This window comes from Cognatishimia activa (assembly GCF_001458335.1).
Classification (GTDB): domain Bacteria; phylum Pseudomonadota; class Alphaproteobacteria; order Rhodobacterales; family Rhodobacteraceae; genus Cognatishimia; species Cognatishimia activa.
Genome location: NZ_CYTO01000024.1, coordinates 76,937 through 101,990, shown reverse-complemented (window position 1 = coordinate 101,990; position 25,054 = coordinate 76,937). Strand labels below are relative to the sequence as shown.

Here is a 25,054-nt window from a genome sequence, read left to right as displayed (position 1 = left end):
TGCAGTTTAGACAGGGACGTTGTCAAAAGAGGCCTCGACCGCCTCGTCCACCAGATCCAAATCCAAACGATGAAGACCAGTCGGCACTTTGCCGCCATTAAGTTTGATCAACTCTAAAGTCCGGTGCAATTGGTCATGAAGCTCGAATCTAAGATCGCCAGTAGCATCTGATATGCTTTTCTCAATCCCACGTGCCCGTTCGATTAGCTCTTTCACTTCCATCTCGAGTTCCTCCCTAGCCAACAAAGTTGTAGCGCGATTCGCACCGCCGTTATGTCAAAAAAGTGCATCGTTTTGACAAGACCCTGTGAAAACGGAAAATTTTTTTGCAAAATCTCACTTAGATCCCCAAAAAGCTCGTGCTTTACGCTCAGAATCAAGTTGTGGCGGCTTTTGCGTGAACCAACGACCAACATTTCTTCCTGTTTGCACAGTAATGCATCGAATTTGTTCGGTCTTTGATCTCCGTCAAAACCCGCAGCCAAAAATCTCGGCAACGCTAGACAGAGCGTCCCCAGCGCTTTAATCAACAGGCCATGGACATTCGCGATATCACGCCAAATTACTCGGTGTCTCCGCAGATTTCTGTGGAGGACATTCCCGCCATCGCCGCGGCCGGTTTCACATGCATTATTTGCAACCGCCCCGACGCTGAAAATCCACCTTCTCATTTTGCAGCTGAACTTGAGAAAGCGTCAAAGGACGCAGGGCTGGAGTTTGTAACGAACCCACTGACCCATGACACAATGACGTCAGATCGACTGTCCTTGCAGCGCCAGACTCTGGAGAGCAGCGAAGGTAGGGTCTTGGCTTATTGCGCATCTGGCACGCGAAGCACCGTGGCGTGGATGCTCGGCCATGCCGACACCTACAGCCCAGATCAGTTGATCGGCGCGGCCGCTCAAGGTGGCTATCAGCTGGAGCAACTTCGCCCGCAGCTGGAAATGCTCGCACAGTCTTAAATTTAGATTAGCCGATTATTGTGCCGCCATTCGCATGCGATGCGGCACAGTTACACGAAATGCGGTGCCCCCTTGCCCGGGTAAATATGCAATATCCCCACCAAGCCGCTGCATAATCTCTCGACAAATCGCGAGCCCCAAACCCGCGCCGCCGGCCTTTTGCGGGTTCATTCGGGCGAACTTGTCAAAGATCATTTCCTGAGCCTCATGGGGAATGCCCGTACCGTTGTCGATGAAATCGACTAAGACCTGTTCGACGTCTTCTGTGATGACAATCGAGAGTTTGGGGCTCTCTGCCTCGCAGTACTTTTGAGCGTTGCGAATGACGTTGATAAACACCTGCCCCAGCCGGTCTAGGTCTGTTTCAATTAGGATAAGAGCCGACTTCGAACGCTCCACCTTGAGCTTTGCCTCCGACCCGCTCAGAGCAGTCTCAATGGCGTGGTCTAAGACCTCTTTCAGCACAGCCTCTTGCGTGTGCAAAGAGACCCGCCCATTCTCCAAAACGTTCAGATCCAAGAGGTCATCAAGCAATCGCGTCAGCCGCACGGCTTCGTTGTAGATGATGCCGCTGTAGCGGCGCTTGTCTTCCTCTGACAGCTTTTCACTGTCGCGCAGGATCTCTGAGAATGCGCGAACGGAAGTCATCGGCGTGCGCAACTCGTGGCTCACCTGGCTTAGGAAGTCATCTTTTTGCTCTGAAACCTGTAAGAGTTTTTCATTTGCCCGGCGAAGCTGGCGCGCCGTTCGTTCAAGCTCGTCAGACTTCACTTCCAGTTGGCTCGAATATTCCATGATCTGCGCGGTCTCATTGGCCACGGCCATGAGGTCTTGGACCGACACCGAAGCTCCACCCACAATTTGGCTGACCATCGCATGAGCGGTGGCGGCACCAACTGAGCCAGAAAGCTCGCGCTCCAGCACCTGCAAGAAAGCTGCGTTCGGCTCCGGAAGCACGCCTGACAATCCTTGGCGTTCGGCCTCGCGCGCAAACAGAACTTGTGCTTCACGGGCACCCAAAATCCGCTGCGCCATCACCATCAATTCTTCGGATTTTGCCACGCCTCCACTCCAAGTTGGCGTGCGCGAGGAGTGCTCAAAGATGTTCACAAATTGAGCGCCCTGCAGCCGCTCAAGCGGTTCAGGGAAACTTAAAAGAGACACAAGGAAAAAGGCGAGCGTGTTTAAAGAGATAGACCAGAAAACCGTATGGATCAAAGGGTCAAGTCCCGTGATGCCAAACAAGGCCTGTGGACGCAGCCAGCTGAATCCAAAAAGGCCGTACTCAAGCAAATTGCTACTTAGAACCACATCCGGCCCAAAGCTGGGCAAAAACAAGCAATACGCCCAAAGAACAAAGCCAACGGTCAAGCCCGCAATCGCGCCGAGCCGCGTTGCACCACGCCAGAAAATGCCTCCCACCAGCACAGGCAAAAATTGCGCGACCGCGGTGAAAGAAATCAGACCGATCGAAGCAAGGGCCGTTCCGCCGCCAGATACCCGGTAGTAAATATAGCCCAACAAAAGGACAACGACGATAGAGATGCGGCGCGACATCAGCACGACGCCTCGCACATCGCCCGAGATCGTTGCGCCATTCCCGTCAGACGTTGACAACCAAATGGGCATCACGATGTGGTTAGAGACCATGGTGGAAAGAGCGATAGCCGCGACGATCACCATAGAGGTCGCAGAGCTAAACCCTCCCAAGAAGGATAGCATTGCCAGCCCTTCGTTCCCTGTTGCCAGAGGCAAGGTCAGAACAAACAAATCTGGGTTGGCCCCTGCTGGAAGCAAATCCAAACCGACTACTGCGATTGGAACAACAAACAGGCTCATGATCATCAAATAAGCTGGGAATGCCCAACTGGCTGTGCGCAAGTGGTCTTCGTTTTCGTTCTCAACGACCATGACCTGGAACATCCGTGGCAAACACAGAATGGCCGCCGCAGAGAGAAAAATGAGCCCAGCCCAGCGCCCGCCTTGGATCTCCCAATTTGCAATTTTGGAGTTATCAATGCGGTTCAGAATGTCGCTTGGCCCATCTGCAATCCCCCAGACGACAAACACACCGACCGCCAATAGCGCAAAGAGCTTTACAATCGCTTCAACAGCAATCGCCATAACGACCCCGTAGTGCCGCTCATTTGCATCAAGATTGCGGGTACCAAAAAGAATGGTGAAAACCGCAAGTCCTGCGGCAACCCACAGCGCGGTTGCGGTGAGCGTACCCGGCGATTCAGGGGCACCCGAAAACACGGCAAAGCTTGTCGTAACCGATTGAAGTTGAAGTGCAATATACGGCGTGGTGCCAATAACCGCTAAAACCGTCACGCCAACCGCCAAAATATTGGATTTACCGTAACGAGATGAGATCATGTCGGCAATCGACGTAATCCTTTGACTGCGCCCAATGCGCACCATTTTGCGCAGCCCCCACCACCAGCCAAACAGCACCAAAGACGGGCCAATGTAGATCGTGAGATATTCGAGCCCTGACCGCGCAGCGTAACCAACTGCACCATAAAAGGTCCAAGCGGTGCAATATACAGACAGCGATAAGGTGTAGACCAATGGCAGCTTTAGCAAGCCGCCCTTGCCGCGCATGGCAGCACGCTCCGCTGCGAACGCCACTCCAAACAGGAAGATGACATAGATGAGGCAAACGGCGATAAGCGCGTTAAGACTGCCCACGTTCATCCCCTTTCAGCTCATCATCTTTCTGAGATCCGCCGGCATTAAACGCATTAACTGAAAGTGCTTTGGCTACAATGAGCACAAACCAAATGGCAAATATATATATGGTCGCGTTGGCGCTCGAGACTTGCTCAGCACCCTCCGTTGGCCAAAGCAGAGGCACAAGCCAAAGCACCAGACCAATCAACGGTAAGATTTTGATCAGATCAATCAGACGCCGGCGCCGATATGTTTGACGCTCTAGAAAAACCGTTTGGGCCGGCGGCCGCATTACGCCACCAATTCGTTAACAGCGTTTAACACGTCAGCATTTGAGAATGGCTTGGTCATAAACATGCTTGCCCCAGCCGCTTCAGCCATTTCCCTGTCTTTCGCTTGGCCACGGGCAGTTAGCATCAAGACGGGCAATACACTGGTATTTCCGTCAGCGCGGATGTCACCAAGAATCTCATACCCGCTGCGTCCCGGCAGCATGACGTCTAAAATGATCACATCCGGTTCACGTTCCCGAATGGCATCCACCGCCGTATGCCCATTGGAATGGGTTGCGACGTCCCAGCCATCGCGAGACAAAATGAAGCTGATCGCTTCAATAATATTGGGTTCATCTTCGATTAGAAGAACTCGCTTGCCCATGCCTTCCTCCCCATTGCAAAAGCGCGCGTTCTGGTGACTTTAAAGATCGAGCGCCAAAATCCAAGGATTTTCAAACAGAAATTCAGGTCCTACCTGACGTTTCTTACAAACACAACGGGAGCACAGCCTGCCACACACAACCCTAGTCGTCTTGCTGATAGTATGATGACGGTACAATCAACATATAGGCCGCATAGATTGGCACATCGTCAAAGCTCACTGTGTTAATCGGCTCAGCCACCGCGAAGCACTCAAACTTCTGAAATTCGTAGTCAGGCACTTCAACCGTCCGCCGAATGGGCTGCATCGGACGACTGAGCGCTTCAAACAACGGCCATTGCGCACGGGTGGCCATAAAGCGACGCGAACCAAAACCTTGAAGCTTACGATGAAACTGTAAATTTCCCGGCGCGTCACAAACCACCAAACCGATATCAGCTTTCAACACGTCTTCTGGCATCACCGCAATACGGCGCAATACGGTACCGGCTGAGGCTTGAAAGATATTGGTGAGCTTTGAAGGCTCGATACCATGGATTTGAATTGCCGAGCGGATGGATTCCAGCGGAACCTTTGCGGCATCTTCGGAATATTGCTCTAGAATTTGCAGCGCTTGTTTACGAGCTGCAGTGGTCTGCAGCGCCTCGTTTCCTTCAACCAAGGCCTCGGGATCTCCGCGCAAGGTTTCCAGCTCTGGAAAATGGTACCCTTGCCCACCTAGGAACTGTTCAATCTCTTGCTGCGGTGTTGAAATTGCCGCTGGATTGTCGTTACCGGCGTCAAGGAATTGCACCAATGACTGCGCGCTTTCCGCAAGTCGCGCGCTGTCTTCATTGATATTTCGCAAAAATCGCGCCTGCCATTCTGGACCAATTTCTTTGTTTTCAGACAGAATTGAAGACGTCGAATGGATCGCAGTCACCGCCGAGAGAACTTCGTGCATGGATTTTGACAACAAGGGATCATAGGCCATGCGGTCCGAAAGAGTTTCCACAACACGCTCAAGTTTAAGAACCTGATCATGGCTTTTGGTTACGAGCTGCGCCCAACCTGGAAAACGACCAGCAAATTCGTCAATACGTTCCACCTCGGCATCGATATCTGGCCAGTCATCAGATGCGTGACGGAGGCTCGCAGCGAGGTTCGCCTCTGCGCCCTGACTAAGTAACGCCACGTCTACTTCCAACTCTTGAGCAATATCGATCAGGAGCTTACCCCCGATTTTACGCTTATTATGCTCGATTAAGTTGAGGTAGCTTGGCGAGATTCCCACGGCTTTAGCCAATTCTGCCTGCCTTTGCCCCACGAGGGAGCGCCGCTCGCGTATCCGGCTACCTATCAAAGAGCTCTCAGGCATAGTCGACCCCCGTCATTTATCCCGTCTTTTCAACGGCTTTCTGCGCGGCAGAATAAAATCTTTACATACCCACATTAGCGCCAGAAAGAAATTTTACAAATTTTTTCTTTTGTTACGGGGCCTTATTGATAAGTTTTCTGATTTCGCCGGAAGATGCAAGGGCATGTAAATGCACGCGCTGAACGGAAGAGGAGCCAATCAGCGCATCATTCCAAAGGGAGGAAAGTAATGTCTAAAACGACAGTTTCACGTCGTGGCGTCTTGAAAACAGGCGCTGTGGCAGGTGCAGGTCTTGCTGTACCTACGATCTTTACTGCAAGTTCTGTTTCAGCGTTCACCAATGATCCAACCGGTTCAAGCGTAACTCTGGGCTTCAACGTTCCACAAACCGGTCCATATGCGGATGAGGGTGCAGACGAACTGCGCGCTTACGAGCTGGCGGTCGAACACCTGAACGGTGGTGGCGACGGCGGCATGATGAATACCTTTAGCTCCAAAGCGCTGAACGGCGCGGGTATCTTGGGCAAAAAGGTTGAGTACGTCACAGGCGACACCCAAACAAAACCAGACGCGGCGCGCGCTTCTGCACGTTCCATGATCGAAAAAGATGGCGCGGTGATGATCACCGGCGGTTCATCTTCTGGTGTTGCGGTTGCGGTGCAAGCGCTTTGCCAAGAAGCTGGCATCATCTTCATGGCGGGTCTGACCCACTCCAACGACACCACCGGTAAGGACAAGAAGGCAAACGGCTTCCGCCACTTCTTCAACTCCTACATGTCCGGTGCGGCTCTTGCGCCAATCTTGGCTGACAACTACGGCAAAGACCGTAAAGCCTATCACCTGACAGCGGACTACAACTGGGGTTACACCACAGAAGAAGCGGTTCGCACATCCACAGAAGCAATGGGTTGGGAAACAGTTGCTGCGGTGAAAACACCACTGGCACAGACTGACTTCTCGTCCTATGTGGCACCAGTTCTGAACTCTGGCGCTGACGTTCTGGTTCTGAACCACTACGGTGGCAACATGGTGAACTCGCTGACCTCTGCGGTTCAGTTCGGTCTGCGCGCAGCAGAAGCGAACGGCAAGAACTTTGAGATCATCGTTCCGCTTTACTCTCGCCTCATGGCGCGCGGTGCGGGCAAAAACGTTGCTGGTATCTTCGGTTCCACCAACTGGCACTGGTCTCTGGAAAATGTTGGCGGCGCGAAATACGCGGGCACCAACGCATTCGTTCAGTCCTTCGGTCAGAAATACGGTTTCCCACCATCTCAGGCGGCGCACACCGTATACTGTCAGACACTCCTGTACGCAGACGCCGTACAGCGTGCCGGCTCCTTCAACCCATGCGCGGTTGCAGAAGCGCTCGAAGGCTACGAGTTCGACGGTCTGGGCAACGGTCCAACCCTCTATCGTGCAGAAGACCACCAGTGCTTCAAAGACGTACTGGTCGTGAAAGGGAAAGAGAACCCAGACAACGAGTTCGACTTGCTTGAAATCGTTGACGTGACACCTGCAGCGCAGGTGACTTACGACGCCTCCATCTTCGGCGGCGAGCTGGGCTCCTGTAACCCGGGCGCATAACCCCCCTCGGCGTCGGATGCCCGACACATTCGACGCTGTTTCACACACGGTTAAGCGACCGAGCGGGCACCCCTACCCCCTTCCCTAAGGTCGGGAGCAGGGGTGTCCATCATTCCAAACCACGGTGGGGACCATGGACGCAATTGTTCTTCAAATCCTAAACGGGCTCGACAAGGGCTCGGCCTATGCGCTGATTGCGCTGGGGCTTACACTCATCTTCGGCACCTTGGGTGTTGTAAACTTCGCCCACGGGGCGCTGTTTATGCTCGGTGCCTTCTGTACCGTCACACTCAGCCGGATCCTGACCCTCAGCCACGAGGTGGTCGATCCGACACGCAAAGACTTCTTGGGCAATCCTCTGAAAGTGGATGTGCCTTACATTTATGATTGGTTCGGAGAATCCACCGGGGCGGCAATCATTGATTGGGCGGTCCCGCTGTCCATTCTCTTTGCAATCCCAATCATGATCGGGATCGGCGTTCTGATGGAGCGCGGCTTGATCAAACATTTCTACAAACGTCCACACGCGGATCAGATCCTTGTGACCTTTGGTCTTGCGATCGTTCTGCAAGAGATCATCAAATACTACTTCGGCGCTAACCAAATCCCGGCCCCTGCCCCACAGGCCTTTGTCGGTTCCTTGGATTTTGGCGCGCTGGTTGGTTTTGAACCCGGTGCGATCATCTATCCGTACTGGCGGATCGTATATTTCTGCTTCGCAATGCTCTTGGTCGGCGCAGTCTTTGCCTTCTTGCAATTTACCACCTTCGGCATGGTTGTTCGCGCAGGTATGGCAGACCGCGAAACCGTTGGCCTTTTGGGTATCAACATCGACCGTCGCTTTACGGTTATGTTTGGTATTGCTGCTGCCGTCGCCGGTCTCGCGGGCGTCATGTACACGCCGATCAACTCGCCCAACTACCACATGGGCATGGATTTCCTTGTGATTTCCTTCGTTGTGGTGGTTGTGGGCGGCATGGGCTCTCTGCCCGGCGCGGTGCTTGCAGGCTTTGTTCTGGGTATCTTGGAAAGCTTTGCGTCCATGCGCCAAGTGATCGAGCTGCTGCCTGGCGTGAACCAGGTTGTCATCTACCTGGCGGCAATCGTCATCCTATTGACCCGTCCCCGGGGCCTTCTGGGTCGCCGCGGTGTGATGGAGGATTAATCCGATGTTAGGTCTCAACAAAAAAGACGCATCTCTCTTGGTTGTCGTGGCGATCTTGGTCGTCTGCGCGCCTATCCTGCTCAACCCTTTCCCGGAAAACTCAAGCCTCGCGCAGTTTAATGCGGGCTATCCGGACTTGATGCAGCGTTTCGTGATCTTTGGCATCTTTGCCATCGGCTTTAACATCCTGTTTGGCCTTACCGGCTACCTGTCCTTTGGCCACGCGGCCTTCTTGGGCGCAGGGTCTTATGCTGGCATGTGGATGATGAAATTGCTGTCGATCAACGTGATCCCAGCGATCATCTTTTCAACCGTTATCGCTGGCGTCATCTCGCTTGCGATCGGTTGGATTAGCTTGCGCCGCTCTGGCATCTACTTTTCGATCCTGACCCTAGCATTCGCACAAATGGCCTTTGCGCTCGCGGCTTCGGTTCTGACCCCAATCACCGGTGGTGAGACAGGCCTGCAAACCAACCTGAATGACCCACGCATTTTGCCTGAGTTCCTGGGTGGCGGTTCCGCCGTGGATGGCAACATCCCGAAACCATCCCTGTTTGGTATCGAGATGACCGCCAGCTTTGAAATTCCTGTGGCCGGCTGGCTCTGGACCTTCAACTGGGGCTATTACATCTGTGGCATCATGATGCTGATCGCATTCTATGTGGCGATCCGTATCTTCCGCAGCCCGTTCGGTCTTATGCTGAAAGCTGTGAAGTCCAACCAGCAGCGCATGAACTACACAGGCTTGAACACACGACCTTACATGCTCGCATGTTTTGTGATCTCCGGCATGTATGCGGGTCTTGCGGGTGGTCTGATGGCCGCGATGGACCCACAAGTTGGTGCAGAGCGCATGCAGTGGACTGCGTCTGGTGAGGTGGTTCTGATGACCATCCTTGGCGGTGTCGGCACACTCATTGGCCCGGTTCTAGGCGCAGGTCTGATCAAGTACTTCGAGAACATCTTCTCCAAAATCAACAAAGCGACTTTGGAAGTTTGGTTCGGGGTCTTCCCAGATTGGATGTCCGACTTCTTTGTGACCATCGTTTATCCGTTTATCGGCAAAGGCTGGCACTTGACCCTTGGTCTTTTGTTCATGGGCATCGTGATCTTTTTGCCGGGCGGACTGGTCGAAGGTGGGCAGCGTATTCGCAAGCTCTTTAATCGCAAAAGCAGCGATGCTTCTGCCAAAGCCAACCCTGCGGAATAAGGAGAAAGACTTATGGGTATTCTAGAAGTCAAAGACGTAGGGAAACGGTTCGGCGGCCTCCAGGCCCTGGGGGACGTGAACCTGGATGTGGCGGAAAACACCGTTCACGCCATCATCGGTCCCAACGGTGCCGGCAAGTCCACCCTGCTGAACTGCCTGGTCGGAAAACTGATCCCAGATACAGGCTCTGTCATGTTTGACGGCCAGTCAGTTCTGGGACGGACCCCCTACCAGATCAACCAGATGGGTATTTCCCGCGTGTTCCAAACGCCAGAGATCTTTGGCGAGCTCAGCGTTCTGGAAAATATGATGATCCCGATCTTTGCCAAACGAGACGGCGCGTTCCGCCTGCAAGGCATCGACAATATGATGGGTGAAAAAGATATCGTGGAAGCGGCTGAAAAGATGCTGGTTGACATGAACATGGCAGACAAACGCGAAATGCACGCGGCTGCCATGTCTCGCGGTGACAAGCGACGCCTTGAGATTGGCATGTGTCTGGCACAAGAGCCTCGGCTTTTGTTGTTGGACGAACCAACCGCCGGTATGGCGCGCGCGGACACAAACAACACCATCGATCTGCTCAAGCAAATCAAAGAAGAACGCGACATCACCATCGCAATTATCGAACACGATATGCATGTGGTTTTCTCTTTGGCAGAACGCATCACCGTTCTGGCGCAAGGCACCCCATTGGTGGAAGACACCCCAGACAACATCAAAGGCCATCCTAAGGTACGCGAAGCGTATCTGGGTGAAGCGGCTTAAGGGAGAAACGAGAAATGAATGCACCCGCAGATTTTTCAAAAGGCGTGAACCACGCCCAAACCGCCCCGGCCTTCTTGTCTGTCTGGAATATGGAAAGCTACTACGGCGAAAGCTATATCGTGCAAAACATTAGTTTTAACGTGCACGAAGGCGAAATCCTTGCCCTACTGGGCCGCAATGGCGCCGGGAAAACCTCCACCCTCCGCTCCATCGCGCGGATGGATGAGCCGCAGGTGACTCACGGTGAGATTTGGCTGGATCACAAACCACTGCATAGCATGGCAAGCCATCAGGCGAGCCAAGCCGGTATTGGTTTGGTCCCTGAAGATCGTTCGATCATTCCGGGGCTCACAGTTGAAGAAAACCTACAGCTCGCACAAATTGCTCCACCGATTGGCTGGTCCATCGAACGGCTTTATGATCTCTTCCCACGCCTTGGAGAGCGTCGCAAACAGGAAGGTGTCACACTCTCAGGCGGCGAACAGCAGATGCTGGCCATCGCCCGAGCGCTGGCGCGCGACATCAAAGTGTTGCTTTTGGATGAACCTTACGAGGGCCTGGCCCCTGTCATCGTGGACGAGATCGAAAAAACGCTCCGCGTGATCAAAGAACAAGGCATCACCACTATCATCGTCGAACAGAACGCAATCCGTGCTCTTGAGCTGGCTGATCGCGCTGTGATCCTGGACACCGGCGGCATCGTCTTTGACGGCACCGCGCAAGAAGTCCTTGAAAATGACGAGCTCCGCGCGGAATATCTAGCTATCTGACGCGGAGGAGCAATCCTGCGATTGGCGCCCTGCCACTCGCGGGATTGGTCGATATTGAAGGGATCCAATTATGAGCTCAAAGACTTATGCGCCAACTGCCGAAATGGTGGCAAATGCACACGTGAATGAAGCGAAATACAACGAAATGTACGCTGCTTCTATTTCAGACCCGGAAGGGTTCTGGCGTGAGCAAGGCAAACGCGTTGATTGGATAAAGCCCTTCACCCAAGTCAAAGACGTGAGCTACGCCTTTGGCGAGGTTAATATCAACTGGTACGCAGATGGCACGCTGAACGTTTCTGCCAACTGTATTGACCGCCATCTGGCAACCCGTGGTAGCCAAACCGCAATTATCTGGGAACCTGACAACCCGGATGAAGGCGCACAGCACATCACTTACCAAGAGCTGCACGACAACACATGTCGTATGGCCAACGTGCTCAAAGATCTAGGCGTAGGCAAAGGCGATCGCGTTGTTCTTTACCTGCCGATGATCCCGGAAGCTGCTTACGCGATGCTGGCCTGCACACGTATTGGCGCGATACACTCTATCGTTTTTGCAGGCTTCTCCCCTGACGCGCTTTCTGCACGGGTAAATGGCTCTGAGGCCAAAGTTGTCATTACCGCTGACGAAGCGCCACGGGGTGGTCGAAACACGCCGCTTAAAACAAACGCTGATCAGGCGCTGCTTCATTGTTCAGATGACGTGAAATGTCTGGTCGTCAAGCGCACCGGTGGCCAAACCACTTGGGTGGATGGTCGCGACGTCGACTACAATGCGCTTGCAGCCGACGCATCAACGGAATGCGCACCAGAAGAGATGAATGCCGAAGATCCGCTCTTTATTCTTTATACATCAGGATCCACTGGTCAGCCGAAAGGTGTCGTGCACACCACCGGTGGTTATTTGGTTTATGCAAGCCTGACCCACGAAATGGTCTTTGATTACCATGACGGCGACATCTATTGGTGTACAGCTGACGTCGGTTGGGTCACAGGCCACAGCTATATCGTCTACGGCCCGCTCGCCAATGGCGCGACATCCGTCATGTTTGAAGGCACACCAACCTACCCTGACGCATCCCGCTTCTGGCAAGTCTGTGAAAAACACAAAGTAAACCAGTTCTACACCGCGCCAACCGCGATCCGCGCATTGATGGGTCAAGGCAATGAATTCGTTGAGAAATGCGATCTTTCGGACCTGAAAGTCCTTGGCACCGTGGGTGAACCCATCAACCCCGAAGCTTGGAACTGGTACAATGACGTGGTCGGCGGAGGCCGCTGCCCGATCGTTGACACTTGGTGGCAAACCGAAACCGGTGGTCACTTGATGACCCCTCTTCCCGGTGCGCATGCAACCAAACCCGGCTCGGCGATGAAGCCGTTCTTTGGCATTGAGCCAGTTGTGCTTGAGCCCGCGTCCGGAGAGATCATAGAAGGCAACGGCGTCGAAGGCGTTCTGTGTATAAAAGACAGCTGGCCCGGCCAGATGCGCACGGTTTGGGGTGATCATGAACGCTTCATGAAAACCTATTTCGCCGACTACAAAGGTTACTATTTCACAGGTGACGGCTGCCGTCGTGACGAAGATGGGGATTATTGGATCACCGGGCGCGTCGATGACGTCATCAACGTCTCTGGTCACCGCATGGGCACCGCGGAAGTGGAAAGCGCCCTTGTGGCGCATGCAAAAGTCGCTGAGGCGGCTGTGGTGGGCTACCCTCACGACATCAAAGGTCAGGGTATCTATTGCTATGTCACGTTGATGTCGGGTGAAGAGCCTTCTGAGGAGCTGCGCAAAGAGCTGCGCACTTGGGTACGGACTGAGATAGGCCCCATTGCCAGCCCGGACTTGATCCAATGGGCGCCAGGTCTTCCAAAGACCCGGTCAGGCAAAATCATGCGCCGTATTCTGCGAAAGATCGCGGAAAATGACTATGGCGCGTTGGGCGACACGTCGACTTTGGCGGAACCAGCCGTCGTTGACGACCTGATTGAAAACCGCATGAACCGTTAATTTCAGTTTCCCCGGCGGAGAGTATAAACCAGTCCTCCCCGCCAGAAACTAGGGCCGATCTTCATGATCGGCCCTTTCTTTTTTGGATCTGTAACAAAGCCAGTTTCTCAGTTGCGTATGCAGCCTCCGCCCCCTAGCGTCGCGCCATGAGACAAGATCGCACCATGCTTGGCATAGCCCTGATGCTTGGGTTTTCAACACTCGCTCCTATGGGAGACGCGGTGATTAAAATATTGGGAGGCCTGCTTCCAGCGATGTTCTTTGTTGTAAGCCGGTTTGCGATGCAGGCCGCGTTTCTTGCGCCGATTGTTCTGACGACCAAAACCTTCAGAAGCATAACACCCGGCCAATATCGCTTAATCCTGTTCAGAACGATTTTCCACATCATAGGTGTTGGCAGCATGTTCATGGCTTTGCGCCATTTGCCCCTCGCCGATGCAGTGGCCATCGCCTTTGTGATGCCCTTCATTTCGCTTCTTCTGGGCAAGTATGTGCTTGGAGAAGACGTTGGCCTGCGCCGGCTGCTCGCCTGCTGCGTGGGTTTTATTGGGACGCTCTTGGTGATCCAGCCAAGCTTTGTCGAAGTCGGCACCGCAGCACTCTGGCCCTTGGTAACCGCGGTCGCTTTTGCCCTCTTCATCTTGGTCGGCCGTCAGGTCGCACAACAGGCAGACCCGGTGGCCATCCAAATGCTCAGTGGTGTCATGGCAGTGCTGATCCTCTTGCCGCTTCTGGTACTTGGCGCACAGCTCAACTGGCCGGAATTTGGTTTGATTTTTCCCACAGGCAAAACCCTATGGCTCATCCTGCTCGCTGGCTTTCTTGGCACCATTGCGCATCTCTTGATGACCTGGTCGCTGCGCTACGCGCCATCGACGACGCTTGCCCCCCTCACCTATATCGAGATCCCGATCACCACATTTGTAGGCTTCATGGTTTTTGGTGATCTACCGAACCAGCTGGCCGCAACGGGCATCTGCATTTCCGTCGCCGCGGGACTTTATATTGTCTTCAGAGAGCAGGCCAACGCGCGGGCGAGCGCAGCAGAGACTCTGTAACCATCTCCAAATATGCATTTGGCAGGATCACCAACAATTTGGGTCCGGTCACTGTGATCTCGATTTCACCGGTCGCTTCATTTGATGTCCCGACTTGACCATCAGGGGTAAAGTTCAGCCCGTTGATGGGCCACTTCAGCCCCGTAGACGTGCCCTCAACAAGCCCAAAGGGGAAGAGCGATACCCGCACGCCCTCTTCTAAAGGCAAACGCAGGACAGGCGGGCAGAGGAAGGCAATATCCGTGTCGCCAAGAATGATACATTGGTGCTCTGGCCTGCGCACAAGCACGTTAAACACCGCCAATTGGTGATCCATGCGCGCGCCTGTAAAGCCAACACCAAGGACCAATGGCGCATCTATATTGCGCAGAGCTTTGTCAAAGTCCGTGCTGTCTTGTTCTGCGATTGTGTGGATATGCTCTGCAGGGACACCGTCAATTTGCGTATCGGCCAAACTGTCCATATCGCCAATAACCGCGTCAGGTGTGATGCCAGCCGCCACACAATGGGCTGCGCCACCATCCGCTGCCACAACCGCAGAAGACATCTGGGCGCATCTCTGGATCTCATCCGATGTAGCCATTCCAGCCCCCACCAGCGTCACTGTTTCAGACCTCTTTAAGATCATCAATGCCCCTCCCAAGCCGGACAGTCAGCCGTTCTTCCCGGTTACTTTGCCCCATTTTGGCCCTAAAATGATACGCTGAAAGGCACAGAATCGGTCACGTTTGGTCACCCTCCCCGTGGTAAACACTGTCTCGAGTAGTGCAAAGGACCTGAATCCAATGGTTACGAATAATAAAGTTTTGACGGTGTCGTACGGGACGTTCTCGTGCACCCTAGAGGGATTCGACGATTCCTTTGACACCATGAAAGCGATTGCTGAGTATTTCCGGGACCTGGCCGCAGACGACCGCTATTTTGGTGCAGAACCGCCCACCCCTGATGCAGAGATGCTGACACGGATCGCAGAACGCGAGATCGAACGTCGCGTACAGGCCCGCCACGAAGAAGGTGCAATCGTTTTGAGCGCAGCACCGAAAGTGGCCGAGGCAGCGGACCCCGTTTCCGAAGTCGCAGATGAACCTGTAGAAGAACCTGTGGTGGAAGCAGCAGACGACGAAATCGTTCAAGAGATTGAAGAAGCCGTAGAAACCACCGAAGAAGCTCCGGCAGAGGCCGAAGCTGCAGAAGATGAAGACGTGCTTGGTCTGGTTGCAGAAGCTATTGCTGATGATGAGATCATCGAAGATGCGCCAGCGGTCGAGCCAGAAGTTATTGTCGAGGACGAAGCAGTGGCGGAAGCTGCTGAAGAATTCTTTGCAGAGTCTGATGTTGAAGAGCAGGACGAAGCTCTGATCGAGGAACTGCCTCAGGCAGCAGCAGAAGACTTCGAAGACGATGCTGAAGACACAGTGAACCTGTTTGACGATGCGATCTCAGAAGTAGCGGAAGATGAAGCGCCTGCTGCAGAAGAAGACAGCATTGCTGCGAAACTGCGCCGTATTCGCGCAGTGGTTTCCAAAGCCGAAGCGTCTGACGACGACGAAGACGACTACATTGAAGATCAGCACGCAGATGTGTCTGCACCGATTGATCTTGGTGATGACACCGAAGAATTAGTCGCTGAAGTCGAAGCAGTTGCAGAACCAGCCCCAATTGAAGAGGCTCCAAAGCCACGCGCTCGTGTGATCCGCATGAAGCGTGATCAATTTGAAGATGCGATTGCATCCGGTGCTGTTGAGGAAGTCGAAGACGAAGTTGAAGCTGAGCTTGAAGCACCACAACCAGAAACCAGCCTGTCTGCTGACGACGAAGCGGACCTGATGGCGGAACTGGCGGAAGTGGACGCGGAACTTGCTTCAGAAGATCAAGTGTTTGATCCGGAAGTTGATTCCGCCATCGCAGCTCCAGAATCCTTGGAAGCCGCAGAAGAAGACAACCGCGCCAAGCGCCGTGCACGTCGTGCAAAACTGGACAACCAAGAGCCTGGTGATGAGGCGGTCGATCGTTTGATCGAAGAAGCCAACACCAAACTGGATGAGCCAGAAGGCAACCGCCGCCGCAGCGCAATTGCGCATCTGCGTGCTGCTGTCGCTGCGACAAAGGCGGAAAAAGAAGCTGGTAAGTCTTTTGACAAAGAAGACAATTCCGACGCTTATCGCCAAGATCTTGCAGAGACTGTACGTCCTCGCGAAGGCAAACCTGCGAAATCCGCTCCACCATTGAAACTGGTTGCGGAACAGCGGGTAGACACCCCAGCTGAAGAACAACCACGTGGCATTCGCCCACGTCGCGTTTCCGTTGACGAGATCGCAGCAGCGGAAGCCAACGAGAGCTCTAGCAACTTCGTTGAATTCGCAGAGAACATGGGCGCAACCCAACTGCCTGACATCATGGAAGCGGCAGCCTCTTACCTGACCTTCGTAGAAGGCCGTAAGAAGTTCTCTCGTCCAATGCTGATGCGTCTGGCCTATCAGATGGGTGACGAGCGTTTTGAACGCGAAGCCGGTCTGCGTAGCTTCGGTCAGTTGCTGCGTGACAAGAAAATTGAAAAGATCGCCGGTGGCCGTTTCACGGTTTCTGACGGGATCAATTTCAAGCCGGATGATCGCGAAGCGGTCTAAGTGCAAAAACCTTGAAATTGAAAAAGCCGCTCGAATTGAGCGGCTTTTTTATTGTTCCTCATCTGGGCCAGCTTGCCCAACGCCCATAAAGACCTTTTTCAGCGGGAACACCCAAATCACGCCAAGTGCCACATAGATCAGCAGTTCTAGCAGGATTGATGGGCGCCCCAGCCAGCCCAAAACCGTTGTCGCAAGGACGGACGCAAGGATCATGTAGACCGGCAAACCGATCACCAAGATCAAGAGCGCCCAACGGCGTTTGGCTTTGTGCGACAGGGCCAAGGGATCAGTCCGCGAATGGATCGGTGACGAGGATCGTGTCGTCGCGTTCTGGGGATGTTGACAGAAGCGCAACAGGGCACTCAATCAACTCTTCAACGCGTTTCACATATTTGATCGCGTTTGCAGGTAGGTCATTCCAGCTGCGCGCACCTTCCGTGGATTCAGACCAGCCTGGAAGCTCTTCATAAATCGGTGTGCAACGCGCCTGCTGATCCGCAGCAGTCGGCAGGTAGTCCAGCTTTTCGCCGTCCAGCTCATAGCCAGTACAAATCTTCAAGGTCTCAAACCCATCCAAAACATCCAGCTTTGTCAGAGAGATACCTGTGATACCTGAAGTCGCGCATGTTTGGCGCACGAGGCATGCATCAAACCAGCCACAACGGCGTTGACGGCCAGTTGTCGTGCCGAACTCGTGGCCACGGGTGCCCAGTCGCTCGCCATCTGCATCTGGTGTGCCATCTTCATTCAACAGTTCTGTTGGGAAAGGTCCCTCACCCACGCGGGTGGTGTAGGCCTTCACGATACCCAGAACATAGTCGATGGATCCCGGGCCAATGCCCACGCCCGTGGCCGCCTGGCCTGCGATGACGTTGGAAGAGGTCACAAACGGGTATGTGCCGAAGTCGATGTCCAGCAATGCGCCTTGCGCGCCTTCAAACAGAATGCGTTTGCCTGACTTGCGCTTTTCATTCAGCACTTTCCATACCGGAGCCGCAAATGGCAGGATTTCCGCCGCGATTTCTTTCAGCTGTGCCACCAGAGCGTCGCGATCGATTGGCTCGATGCCAAGACCTTTGCGCAGTGGATCATGGTGCTGCAGAGCACGGTCAACGCGCGCTTCCAAAGTGGCTTCATCTGCCAAATCCGCAACGCGGATCGCGCGGCGGCCCACTTTGTCCTCATAAGCTGGCCCAATACCACGACCAGTGGTGCCGATCTTGGTGCCTTTGGAAGCCGCTTCTTCACGCGCACGATCAAGCTCGCCGTGGATTGGCAAGATCAGCGGGGTGTTTTCCGCAATCATCAAGGTCTTTGGAGAGATATCAACGCCCTGCTCACGCACGGTCGCGATCTCTTTCACCAGATGCCAAGGGTCCAGAACGACGCCGTTGCCGATGACAGAAAGCTTACCGCCACGCACAACGCCGGATGGCAATGCGTGCAATTTGTAGACCGCGCCGTCGATCACCAGGGTGTGGCCGGCGTTATGGCCGCCTTGGAATCGTGCAATCACATCAGCGCGCTCGCTGAGCCAATCCACGATTTTGCCTTTACCTTCGTCGCCCCATTGAGCGCCCACGACAACTACGTTGGCCATATCCGGTCCTTGCTTTCAAGAGTCAAACCCGCGCCCTTTTAGCGACAGTCTGCCATATGTGAAACCTCAAAGTGTGCGACCGCAGCGCACATGGAAGAATTACTTACGGCTGGGATCAAAGCTGCTTGCAATCTGGCCCTATACAGATTTTGTATTGACCGTAATCTGGACCGATAAGAGGGAGATTTGCATGCCCAACGCCTATTGGGTCGTTATTTTTGAAGACGAGCCCGAAATGCAGGATCATCGGCGACAGTTTCGCGACGCGCATATGGACTTCCTGCGCGACAATGAAAACCGTATCAAAATCGCTGGCGGCATGCGCCCGATGCCCGGTGCCCCGTTTTGCGGTGACATGTGGGTTGTGCGTGGCTGCGATTTTGAAGACGTGGTCGATATCGTTCAGAAAGATCCCTACTACAACCCAGAGTTTCGAAGCTTTCGAATATTCTCATGGGGTAAATCTTTAGACAAACCAGTCACGCTTTGACCTAAATTGGCTGGAACCAAACGGAATTACTGGACAAATCCCCCTGATTTAAGCACATCCTAGGGAAAAGGTTTGGGGGACTTGATGGGCTATTTCCTGCGTTGGATCTTCGCCTTTCTGCTATTGGCACTGACGTTTAACCCGACGGACTACAATTATGTCCGTTGGAGCACGGCCAATTATGCCTCTGAACTACCAGTAACTGTACTCATGGGGCTTTTGCTTCTTATCGGCTACATCATCTACCTACGGGCCACACTTCGCAGCATCGGTGGCTTTGGAATGTTCCTTATCCTTGCCGTCGTCGCCGCGCTCCTCTGGGTGCTTTATGACTGGGGTATCCTCACGCTAGAGAACCGCGCACTGAATACTTGGCTCGGGGTTTTGGCGCTGTCCTTCGTCCTTGGCATTGGTCTGAGCTGGAGCCTCGTGCGGCGGCAACTCACCGGTCAGGCAGATATGGATGACGTCGACGAGTAGCACCGCCGAACCACGCACGACGGAAAAGCAGTTTGCGGATTTTGCCAGCGAGATAGCCGGCGAGCACAATGCACTTCATGCACTGAGCCCTCACAGGGCCGTATCTAGCTGTAGCCAAAAGCGGTCCGGCGACTGGAAAACAACGACGAAACAGCCTTAAGCCAAATCCTGCAAGAAGAACCCAACAAAGCGCCTTGCCCTAGGCGCTAAAACTGCATAGATAGCGCGCTGTAGTATTTGAACGCTCTAAAAGACAGGGTCTCATGGAAAACGTCGTCCTTATCATCCATCTGCTGTTGGCATTGGCCCTGATCGGCATCGTCTTGATGCAACGTTCCGAAGGCGGTGGCCTTGGTATGGGTGGCGGTGGCGGCGGTGCCGTATCTGGTCGCGCAGCTGCGACTGCCTTGGGTAAAATGACCTGGATCCTTGCAGCAGCGTTCATCTGTACATCTATTGCTTTGACCATCATCGCGGCACAGAACGCATCCAGCACCTCTGTGATCGACAGCCTTGGCACTGACCTGACCGCACCGGAAGCAACCACGACACCGGTTGTTCCTGCAGAAGACAGTCTGCTGCCGCCGGCGGAAGGCGATGACGCACCATTGGTGCCTAAAGCGAACTAAACAGCACATTCGGGCGTTTTAAACGGCGCACCACCACAGCTTGAGCTTCTGGTTAAGACCGCAACAGCATCTTGCGGTCCCATTGCCAAATCCAAGCGAATCCTTTATACGTTGAGTCCCGTGATGCTACGGCAAATTTGGCCGTGGGAACTCGCATTTTTTGGAAGTTTACGCGCCTCGAAATGAGGTTTGTGTGAAGGCTATCACGGGGGTCGCCAAACCTATGGCAAGGTTCATTTTCATTACAGGTGGTGTTGTCTCATCATTGGGCAAAGGCCTCGCCTCAGCGGCATTGGGCTCACTGCTACAAGCACGCGGATATACAGTTCGCTTGCGGAAACTGGACCCCTACTTGAACGTCGATCCGGGCACCATGAGCCCATTTGAACACGGCGAAGTGTTTGTGACCGACGATGGCGCGGAAACCGACCTCGACCTTGGTCACTACGAGCGCTTCACCGGTGTTCCGGCACGAATGACCGACTCGGTATCGTCTGGCCGCGTTTATTCCAATGTCTTGGAAAAAGAACGCCGTGGCGACTATCTGGGTAAAACCATTCAGGTGGTTCCGCATGTCACAAATGAAATCAAAGAGTTCATTTCTATTGGTGAAGACGAAGTCGATTTCATGCTGTGTGAGATCGGCGGCACCGTGGGCGACATTGAAGGTCTGCCGTTCTTTGAAGCCATCCGTCAGTTCAGCCACGACAAACCGCGCGGCGAATGCATCTTTATGCACCTGACCCTGCTGCCTTATCTGGCGGCATCGGGAGAGCTGAAAACAAAACCAACCCAGCACTCTGTAAAAGAGCTGCAATCCATCGGGATCGCGCCAGACGTTCTGGTCTGCCGTTCCGAGCAGCCAATCCCGGAAAAAGAACGCGAAAAGATCGCCCTGTTCTGTAACGTGCGCAAAGAGGCGGTTGTGGCCGCTTATGACCTGAAATCGATTTATGAAGCGCCGTTGGCCTATCACAACGAAGGTCTGGATCAGGCTGTGCTGGATGCCTTTGGCATCGCCCCTGCCCCGAAACCAAAGCTCGACCGTTGGCATGACGTTTACGACCGCATCCACAACACCGATGGTGAAGTGTCTGTCGCCATCGTCGGCAAATACACGCAGCTTGAAGACGCTTATAAGTCCATCAAAGAAGCGCTGGTGCATGGCGGGATGCACAACCGCGTAAAGGTCAATGTGAACTGGGTGGATGCTGAGGTCTTTGACAAAGGCGACGCGGCCCCACACTTGGAGGGCTATGACGCGATCTTGGTACCTGGCGGTTTTGGCGAGCGTGGCACCGAGGGCAAGATCAAAGCCGCGCAATTCGCGCGGGAACACAAAGTACCATACCTGGGTATTTGCCTAGGCATGCAGATGGCTGTCATTGAAGCTGCACGTAACGTGGCTGGTGTAGCCGATGCCGGCTCTGAAGAGTTCGACCACGAAGCGGGCAAAAAACGTTTTGAACCTGTGGTTTACCACCTGAAAGAATGGGTTCAGGGCAACGCGAAAGTTCAGCGTAAGGCCGATGACGACAAAGGCGGAACCATGCGTCTGGGTTCTTATAACGCATCTTTGACCGAAGGTTCTAACGTCGCAAATGTCTATGGAACCACCGCCATCGATGAGCGTCACCGTCACCGCTATGAGGTCGACATCAAATACCGCGAGCAACTGGAAAACGCGGGCCTAAAATTCACCGGCATGAGCCCGGATGGTCGCTTGCCAGAAATCGTAGAATGGGCAGATCACCCATGGTTCATCGGTGTTCAGTTCCACCCAGAACTGAAATCCAAACCGTTTGACCCGCACCCGCTGTTTAAAGATTTTGTCCGGGCGGCGAAGGAAAATTCCCGCCTTGTCTAATGGCTAAGGTTTTTGGAAACGCCGCTTTGACAGCGGCGTTTTTCTTTATCCAACCAAAGCTGACTTGTCGTTTTTGCCCAAACGTTGAACAAGCTGCCGCTGCGCTCGGTCTTCCAACAATTTGCGTGCACTGCGAGGTGCTGATGGAGTGGCTTGATCAAGCTCTGGAAATAGTGCCAGCAACTCAGCGCGCGCCTCAGCTGTCATGCCTTTGATGGCTTCCTCGCCAAAATAAAAACTCTCCGTCGGCGCACCTTCCGCGAAGATCACCTGGTGATCATCAAAAACGATGTGAAAATAAGTGACGCCATCCGCGCGATCATCTACAAAAATCCCCGGCAATTGAGTCAGCTTGCGGGCCGAGACCAACACTTCACTTTCTCCAAACATCCGCTCACAGAGAGGCCCGGAGACCAATTGGCGGTGTTGTGGGGAAACGATTAGATCGTTTGTTGGCAACCCCTGCCCCAAAGCGCCGGCAGAAATGCGGATCGGTCGCAGCTTTGGATTGGCCGAAAGATCATCGGCAGTCAGCTGTCGGTTCAAAACCAATCGTACAGGTTGCTGAGTGCCTTCGATTGTCGTGACCAAATCGCCCGGCTTAAGATTCTGCACGGCGACAAGACCGGTGTCAGTCGCAATGGCGGTGCCTGCTGCGAAACAGGCAACAAACTCGTCATATTGGTTGTCTTGCCGATGGGACGTACGCTCGACATTGAAAGAGTATGTTTCCCCCGGCTCAAGCGGTTCGGTCGAGACCAATCCATGCACTGCGCCCTGCTGATATCCATTACCGCCAAGGTGAATACTGGTCACCTGATGGCCAGACCCCGTATCAACCAAATCATAAGCTGTGTGGATGCTTGTGCCGGCCGTGTAGGTTTCAGAATTCAGCTCAACGTCACCAGCGATGGTCTGATCATTATCGACCTCGTCAAAAACACCATCATCATCGTTGATTTCAATTGCGGTGGGTTCCGCGCCCTCTTTGAGCGTCAACTCAAAGGGACCGCTCCCGTAAGCCGCGGCGCCGTGCTCCTGCGGCAAACCACCCTCAAAATCGTCTGCGCTATAGACGTATACAATGGCCACTCGAATATGCCCTCAAAGAATTTTCTGTGCTTTTCGCAACTATAGTTAATTTAATTAAAAACCACGTTAACCTATTGCGCGCCATTGGGCAAAATTCTCGAATTTTCCCCCTCTCTTGCGACCGGTTTTAATTGCCTTAACGCCGCATGTCTTACAAAATGGCGCAAAGAAATTGGGGGGTGGTAACGATGTGGGATGGTTTACTTTCACGGCTAACAGGACGCACTCGGGAACCGGCACCTTTGCCGGAACCGGATGAGCAACTGGCTTTGGGCGCATTGCTTGTGCGCGTTGCAAAATCTGACCGAGAATACCACGTCAGCGAAATCGCTGAGATCGACAGCATTCTTGCAAAATCTTTTGAGATCAATGCGGTAGACGCAGCCAAAATGCGCGCGACCTGTGAGAAACTTGAGAAGCAGGCTCCTGGCACACCAGACTTTGCCCTCATTATTCGCGAGCATGTGGACTATGCCCACCGGCTTGAGGTCGTAAACGCACTTTGGGACGTGATCTTGGCCGATGGAAGAGACACGCCAGAAGAAGATGCCGCTTTGCATGAAATTGAGGGCCATCTCGGGATTGATCCAAAAGACAGCCCTGCTCCCTGACGCTTGACCTTTCGCGTGAGAAACCCGATCTAACACTCATGTTTGCAGACTTTCTAAAGCGCCTTACCGCGCCCGAACCCGCTCCGCTACAGGACGCAGACGCGCGTCTTGCTTTGACAGCCCTTTTGGTGCGGATTGCCCGTGCTGATGGCGATTACGCTTCTGACGAAGTTGAAAAGATCGACCGTATTATTGCCGCGAGATATGGCCTTTCCCCATTTGAGGCCAATGCTCTGCGCAACGATGCGGAAGTTTTGGAAAGCGAAGCGCCTGACACAGTCCGCTTTACGCGCGCCATCAAAGACGCCGTCAGCCACGACGACAGGATCGGCGTCATTGAAGCTCTTTGGCAGGTGGTTTTGGCGGATGGCGAACGAGATGCGGAGGAAGATGCGCTCGTGCGGCTGGCCTCCAATCTGCTTGGAATCAACGATCGCGATAGTGCACTTGCTCGGCAAAGGGTGAGCAAAGCTTAGGCAAACACAACCATAGCGATAAAGATTTTGGCGCGAGTGCCATCCTGACGTTTATTCCGTTCATTATGTGACCAAATGGACAAAGTAAGCCGAATTGTACGTTGCAATCGGTTATTTTTTGGGTGCAATTGTTTAAGGAATAAAAATTAATGGGGACCCGCTGCTTTGACAGACACTGCTCCGGTGCTGGAAATTCGTGACCTGCACAAGGCTTACGGTGACTTAGAAGTCATCAAAGGCGTTGATATCACGGCACATCAAGGCGACGTTGTCAGCCTGATCGGCAGCTCGGGCTCGGGCAAATCCACAATATTGCGCTGCGCGAACCTGCTGGAAGACAGCCAGCAAGGGGACATCTTGTTTCAAGGCGAGGCTGTGGAATGGAAAGGTCATGGACCGGGGCGCGTCCCAGCAGATCAAAAACAGGTCCTGCGCATTCGTACAAATCTGTCGATGGTTTTTCAGCAGTTCAACCTATGGTCGCACATGACCATTTTGCAAAATGTCATGGAAGCACCGCTGACCGTACTGCGCCGCGATCGGGCCGAGGTTGAAGAAAAAGCGCGTGCTTATCTTGATCGCGTCGGGATCGGCGACAAATGCGATGTCTACCCGGCACAGCTTTCCGGTGGCCAACAACAACGGGCCGCCATCGCCCGTGGTCTGTGTATGGAACCACAAGCCCTCTTGTTTGACGAGCCGACATCTGCGCTGGACCCAGAGCTCGAACAGGAAGTCATCAAAGTGATCAAATCGCTGGCCGAAGAAGGCCGGACGATGTTGATTGTGACCCACGATATGAAAATGGCGGCTGACATCAGCAGCCACGTCGTTTTCCTTCATCAAGGTCTGATCGAAGAAGAAGGTGCGCCTGACCAATTGTTTGGCGCTCCCAAATCAGAACGGCTGAAGCAGTTCCTATCTTCCACTGCTTACGCCGAATAAAACCAACAGGAGT

Annotated in this window: 24 protein-coding genes; 16 read left to right on the top strand and 8 right to left on the bottom strand. The window is 53.8% G+C overall.

The genetic code is table 11. The annotated features are described in order from the left end of the window. Positions 1 to 6: 6 nt before the first annotated feature. Positions 7 to 222, bottom strand: a complete 216-nt coding sequence (locus TA5113_RS11730; RefSeq protein WP_058313956.1) for a hypothetical protein — start codon at positions 220 to 222, stop codon at positions 7 to 9. A 314-nt stretch (positions 223 to 536) separates the two neighbouring features. On the opposite strand from TA5113_RS11730, the gene TA5113_RS11720 reads away from it, so the two are divergent. Then, positions 537 to 962 (top strand): protein tyrosine phosphatase family protein, encoded by a 426-nt coding sequence (locus TA5113_RS11720; RefSeq protein ID WP_058313954.1) that lies wholly within the window; start codon positions 537 to 539, stop codon positions 960 to 962. A gap of 15 nt (positions 963 to 977) precedes the next feature. On the opposite strand, the gene TA5113_RS11715 is transcribed toward TA5113_RS11720, so the two are convergent. From TA5113_RS11715 to TA5113_RS11700, 3 genes are all read right to left on the bottom strand, one after another. After that, on the bottom strand, positions 978 to 3,656 hold the full coding sequence (locus tag TA5113_RS11715) for an ATP-binding protein (RefSeq protein WP_058314066.1): 2,679 nt from the start codon (positions 3,654 to 3,656) through the stop codon (positions 978 to 980). 273 nt (positions 3,657 to 3,929) lie between these two features. Continuing rightward, positions 3,930 to 4,295, bottom strand: coding sequence for a response regulator transcription factor (locus tag TA5113_RS11705; RefSeq protein WP_058313953.1), 366 nt, complete (start codon positions 4,293 to 4,295; stop codon positions 3,930 to 3,932). Positions 4,296 to 4,437: 142 nt separating this feature from the next. Beyond that, the gene (locus tag TA5113_RS11700) at positions 4,438 to 5,652 is read right to left on the bottom strand and encodes a helix-turn-helix domain-containing protein (RefSeq protein ID WP_082625792.1); all 1,215 of its coding nucleotides are present in this window, start codon (positions 5,650 to 5,652) and stop codon (positions 4,438 to 4,440) included. A 228-nt stretch (positions 5,653 to 5,880) separates the two neighbouring features. Between TA5113_RS11700 and TA5113_RS11695 the strand changes: the two genes are divergently transcribed. From TA5113_RS11695 to TA5113_RS11665, 7 genes are all read left to right on the top strand, one after another. Then, positions 5,881 to 7,236 (top strand): substrate-binding protein, encoded by a 1,356-nt coding sequence (locus tag TA5113_RS11695; protein WP_058313951.1) that lies wholly within the window; start codon positions 5,881 to 5,883, stop codon positions 7,234 to 7,236. 133 nt (positions 7,237 to 7,369) lie between these two features. After that, the gene (locus tag TA5113_RS11690; protein WP_058313950.1) at positions 7,370 to 8,401 is read left to right on the top strand and encodes a branched-chain amino acid ABC transporter permease; all 1,032 of its coding nucleotides are present in this window, start codon (positions 7,370 to 7,372) and stop codon (positions 8,399 to 8,401) included. Between the two features lie 4 nt (positions 8,402 to 8,405). Beyond that, complete coding sequence (locus tag TA5113_RS11685; RefSeq protein WP_058313949.1) at positions 8,406 to 9,611, top strand: branched-chain amino acid ABC transporter permease; 1,206 nt, start codon at positions 8,406 to 8,408, stop codon at positions 9,609 to 9,611. 12 nt (positions 9,612 to 9,623) lie between these two features. After that, a complete protein-coding gene (locus tag TA5113_RS11680; RefSeq protein WP_058313948.1) occupies positions 9,624 to 10,379 on the top strand; it encodes an ABC transporter ATP-binding protein in 756 nt (251 codons plus the stop codon). A 14-nt stretch (positions 10,380 to 10,393) separates the two neighbouring features. Next, positions 10,394 to 11,149, top strand: coding sequence for an ABC transporter ATP-binding protein (locus tag TA5113_RS11675; RefSeq protein ID WP_058313947.1), 756 nt, complete (start codon positions 10,394 to 10,396; stop codon positions 11,147 to 11,149). Between the two features lie 70 nt (positions 11,150 to 11,219). Next, on the top strand, positions 11,220 to 13,166 hold the full coding sequence (gene acs / locus TA5113_RS11670) for an acetate--CoA ligase (RefSeq protein ID WP_058313946.1): 1,947 nt from the start codon (positions 11,220 to 11,222) through the stop codon (positions 13,164 to 13,166). Positions 13,167 to 13,312: 146 nt separating this feature from the next. After that, positions 13,313 to 14,224 carry a DMT family transporter gene (locus tag TA5113_RS11665; RefSeq protein ID WP_058313945.1) on the top strand — a complete coding sequence of 304 codons (912 nt, stop codon included), beginning with the start codon at positions 13,313 to 13,315 and terminating at the stop codon, positions 14,222 to 14,224. Here the strand turns inward: TA5113_RS11665 and TA5113_RS11660 are convergent. After that, positions 14,178 to 14,807: a thiamine diphosphokinase gene (locus tag TA5113_RS11660; protein ID WP_245627111.1), complete on the bottom strand. Its 630-nt coding sequence runs from the start codon at positions 14,805 to 14,807 to the stop codon at positions 14,178 to 14,180. The two genes, TA5113_RS11665 and TA5113_RS11660, sit on opposite strands and share 47 nt — an antisense overlap. A gap of 202 nt (positions 14,808 to 15,009) precedes the next feature. Between TA5113_RS11660 and TA5113_RS11650 the strand changes: the two genes are divergently transcribed. Next, the gene (locus TA5113_RS11650; RefSeq protein ID WP_131726398.1) at positions 15,010 to 16,851 is read left to right on the top strand and encodes a hypothetical protein; all 1,842 of its coding nucleotides are present in this window, start codon (positions 15,010 to 15,012) and stop codon (positions 16,849 to 16,851) included. A 48-nt stretch (positions 16,852 to 16,899) separates the two neighbouring features. Here TA5113_RS11650 and TA5113_RS11645 read toward each other — a convergent pair whose 3' ends face one another. Both TA5113_RS11645 and TA5113_RS11640 read right to left on the bottom strand, forming a co-directional pair. Beyond that, positions 16,900 to 17,133 carry a DUF2842 domain-containing protein gene (locus tag TA5113_RS11645; RefSeq protein ID WP_058313942.1) on the bottom strand — a complete coding sequence of 78 codons (234 nt, stop codon included), beginning with the start codon at positions 17,131 to 17,133 and terminating at the stop codon, positions 16,900 to 16,902. A 4-nt stretch (positions 17,134 to 17,137) separates the two neighbouring features. Continuing rightward, positions 17,138 to 18,451 carry an adenylosuccinate synthase gene (locus tag TA5113_RS11640; RefSeq protein ID WP_058313941.1) on the bottom strand — a complete coding sequence of 438 codons (1,314 nt, stop codon included), beginning with the start codon at positions 18,449 to 18,451 and terminating at the stop codon, positions 17,138 to 17,140. A gap of 190 nt (positions 18,452 to 18,641) precedes the next feature. Between TA5113_RS11640 and TA5113_RS11635 the strand changes: the two genes are divergently transcribed. The 4 genes from TA5113_RS11635 (at position 18,642) to pyrG (ending at position 21,917) form a co-directional block, all read left to right on the top strand. Next, a complete protein-coding gene (locus TA5113_RS11635; protein ID WP_058313940.1) occupies positions 18,642 to 18,941 on the top strand; it encodes a YciI family protein in 300 nt (99 codons plus the stop codon). Between the two features lie 84 nt (positions 18,942 to 19,025). Further along, a complete protein-coding gene (locus TA5113_RS11630) occupies positions 19,026 to 19,421 on the top strand; it encodes a DUF6524 family protein (RefSeq protein WP_058313939.1) in 396 nt (131 codons plus the stop codon). A 263-nt stretch (positions 19,422 to 19,684) separates the two neighbouring features. Beyond that, a complete protein-coding gene (gene secG / locus TA5113_RS11625) occupies positions 19,685 to 20,050 on the top strand; it encodes a preprotein translocase subunit SecG (RefSeq protein WP_058313938.1) in 366 nt (121 codons plus the stop codon). A gap of 223 nt (positions 20,051 to 20,273) precedes the next feature. Beyond that, on the top strand, positions 20,274 to 21,917 hold the full coding sequence (gene pyrG, locus TA5113_RS11620; RefSeq protein WP_058313937.1) for a CTP synthase: 1,644 nt from the start codon (positions 20,274 to 20,276) through the stop codon (positions 21,915 to 21,917). 45 nt (positions 21,918 to 21,962) lie between these two features. Here the strand turns inward: pyrG and TA5113_RS11615 are convergent, their stop codons facing one another. Next, positions 21,963 to 23,009: a Hint domain-containing protein gene (locus TA5113_RS11615; RefSeq protein ID WP_058313936.1), complete on the bottom strand. Its 1,047-nt coding sequence runs from the start codon at positions 23,007 to 23,009 to the stop codon at positions 21,963 to 21,965. A 188-nt stretch (positions 23,010 to 23,197) separates the two neighbouring features. On the opposite strand from TA5113_RS11615, the gene TA5113_RS11610 reads away from it, so the two are divergent. The 3 genes from TA5113_RS11610 to TA5113_RS11600 all read left to right on the top strand — a co-directional run bounded on the left by TA5113_RS11610 (position 23,198) and on the right by TA5113_RS11600 (position 25,041). Next, the gene (locus TA5113_RS11610) at positions 23,198 to 23,620 is read left to right on the top strand and encodes a tellurite resistance TerB family protein (RefSeq protein ID WP_058314065.1); all 423 of its coding nucleotides are present in this window, start codon (positions 23,198 to 23,200) and stop codon (positions 23,618 to 23,620) included. Positions 23,621 to 23,658: 38 nt separating this feature from the next. After that, complete coding sequence (locus TA5113_RS11605; protein ID WP_058313935.1) at positions 23,659 to 24,096, top strand: tellurite resistance TerB family protein; 438 nt, start codon at positions 23,659 to 23,661, stop codon at positions 24,094 to 24,096. A 165-nt stretch (positions 24,097 to 24,261) separates the two neighbouring features. Further along, a complete protein-coding gene (locus TA5113_RS11600) occupies positions 24,262 to 25,041 on the top strand; it encodes an ABC transporter ATP-binding protein (RefSeq protein ID WP_058313934.1) in 780 nt (259 codons plus the stop codon). Positions 25,042 to 25,054 lie beyond the last annotated feature (13 nt).

Excerpts from the sequence above, each read along its gene's own strand:
- TA5113_RS11730 (WP_058313956.1), bottom strand. The coding sequence starts at position 222 with ATGGAAGTGAAAGAGCTAATCGAACGGGCACGTGGGATTGAGAAAAGC.
- TA5113_RS11720 (WP_058313954.1), top strand. The coding sequence starts at position 537 with ATGGACATTCGCGATATCACGCCAAATTACTCGGTGTCTCCGCAGATT.
- TA5113_RS11705 (WP_058313953.1), bottom strand. The coding sequence starts at position 4,295 with ATGGGCAAGCGAGTTCTTCTAATCGAAGATGAACCCAATATTATTGAA.
- TA5113_RS11700 (WP_082625792.1), bottom strand. The coding sequence starts at position 5,652 with ATGCCTGAGAGCTCTTTGATAGGTAGCCGGATACGCGAGCGGCGCTCC.
- TA5113_RS11695 (WP_058313951.1), top strand. The coding sequence starts at position 5,881 with ATGTCTAAAACGACAGTTTCACGTCGTGGCGTCTTGAAAACAGGCGCT.
- TA5113_RS11690 (WP_058313950.1), top strand. The coding sequence starts at position 7,370 with ATGGACGCAATTGTTCTTCAAATCCTAAACGGGCTCGACAAGGGCTCG.
- TA5113_RS11685 (WP_058313949.1), top strand. The coding sequence starts at position 8,406 with ATGTTAGGTCTCAACAAAAAAGACGCATCTCTCTTGGTTGTCGTGGCG.
- TA5113_RS11680 (WP_058313948.1), top strand. The coding sequence starts at position 9,624 with ATGGGTATTCTAGAAGTCAAAGACGTAGGGAAACGGTTCGGCGGCCTC.
- TA5113_RS11675 (WP_058313947.1), top strand. The coding sequence starts at position 10,394 with ATGAATGCACCCGCAGATTTTTCAAAAGGCGTGAACCACGCCCAAACC.
- acs (WP_058313946.1), top strand. The coding sequence starts at position 11,220 with ATGAGCTCAAAGACTTATGCGCCAACTGCCGAAATGGTGGCAAATGCA.
- TA5113_RS11665 (WP_058313945.1), top strand. The coding sequence starts at position 13,313 with ATGAGACAAGATCGCACCATGCTTGGCATAGCCCTGATGCTTGGGTTT.
- TA5113_RS11660 (WP_245627111.1), bottom strand. The coding sequence starts at position 14,807 with ATGGCTACATCGGATGAGATCCAGAGATGCGCCCAGATGTCTTCTGCG.
- TA5113_RS11650 (WP_131726398.1), top strand. The coding sequence starts at position 15,010 with ATGGTTACGAATAATAAAGTTTTGACGGTGTCGTACGGGACGTTCTCG.
- TA5113_RS11640 (WP_058313941.1), bottom strand. The coding sequence starts at position 18,451 with ATGGCCAACGTAGTTGTCGTGGGCGCTCAATGGGGCGACGAAGGTAAA.
- TA5113_RS11635 (WP_058313940.1), top strand. The coding sequence starts at position 18,642 with ATGCCCAACGCCTATTGGGTCGTTATTTTTGAAGACGAGCCCGAAATG.
- TA5113_RS11630 (WP_058313939.1), top strand. The coding sequence starts at position 19,026 with ATGGGCTATTTCCTGCGTTGGATCTTCGCCTTTCTGCTATTGGCACTG.
- secG (WP_058313938.1), top strand. The coding sequence starts at position 19,685 with ATGGAAAACGTCGTCCTTATCATCCATCTGCTGTTGGCATTGGCCCTG.
- pyrG (WP_058313937.1), top strand. The coding sequence starts at position 20,274 with ATGGCAAGGTTCATTTTCATTACAGGTGGTGTTGTCTCATCATTGGGC.
- TA5113_RS11610 (WP_058314065.1), top strand. The coding sequence starts at position 23,198 with ATGTGGGATGGTTTACTTTCACGGCTAACAGGACGCACTCGGGAACCG.
- TA5113_RS11605 (WP_058313935.1), top strand. The coding sequence starts at position 23,659 with ATGTTTGCAGACTTTCTAAAGCGCCTTACCGCGCCCGAACCCGCTCCG.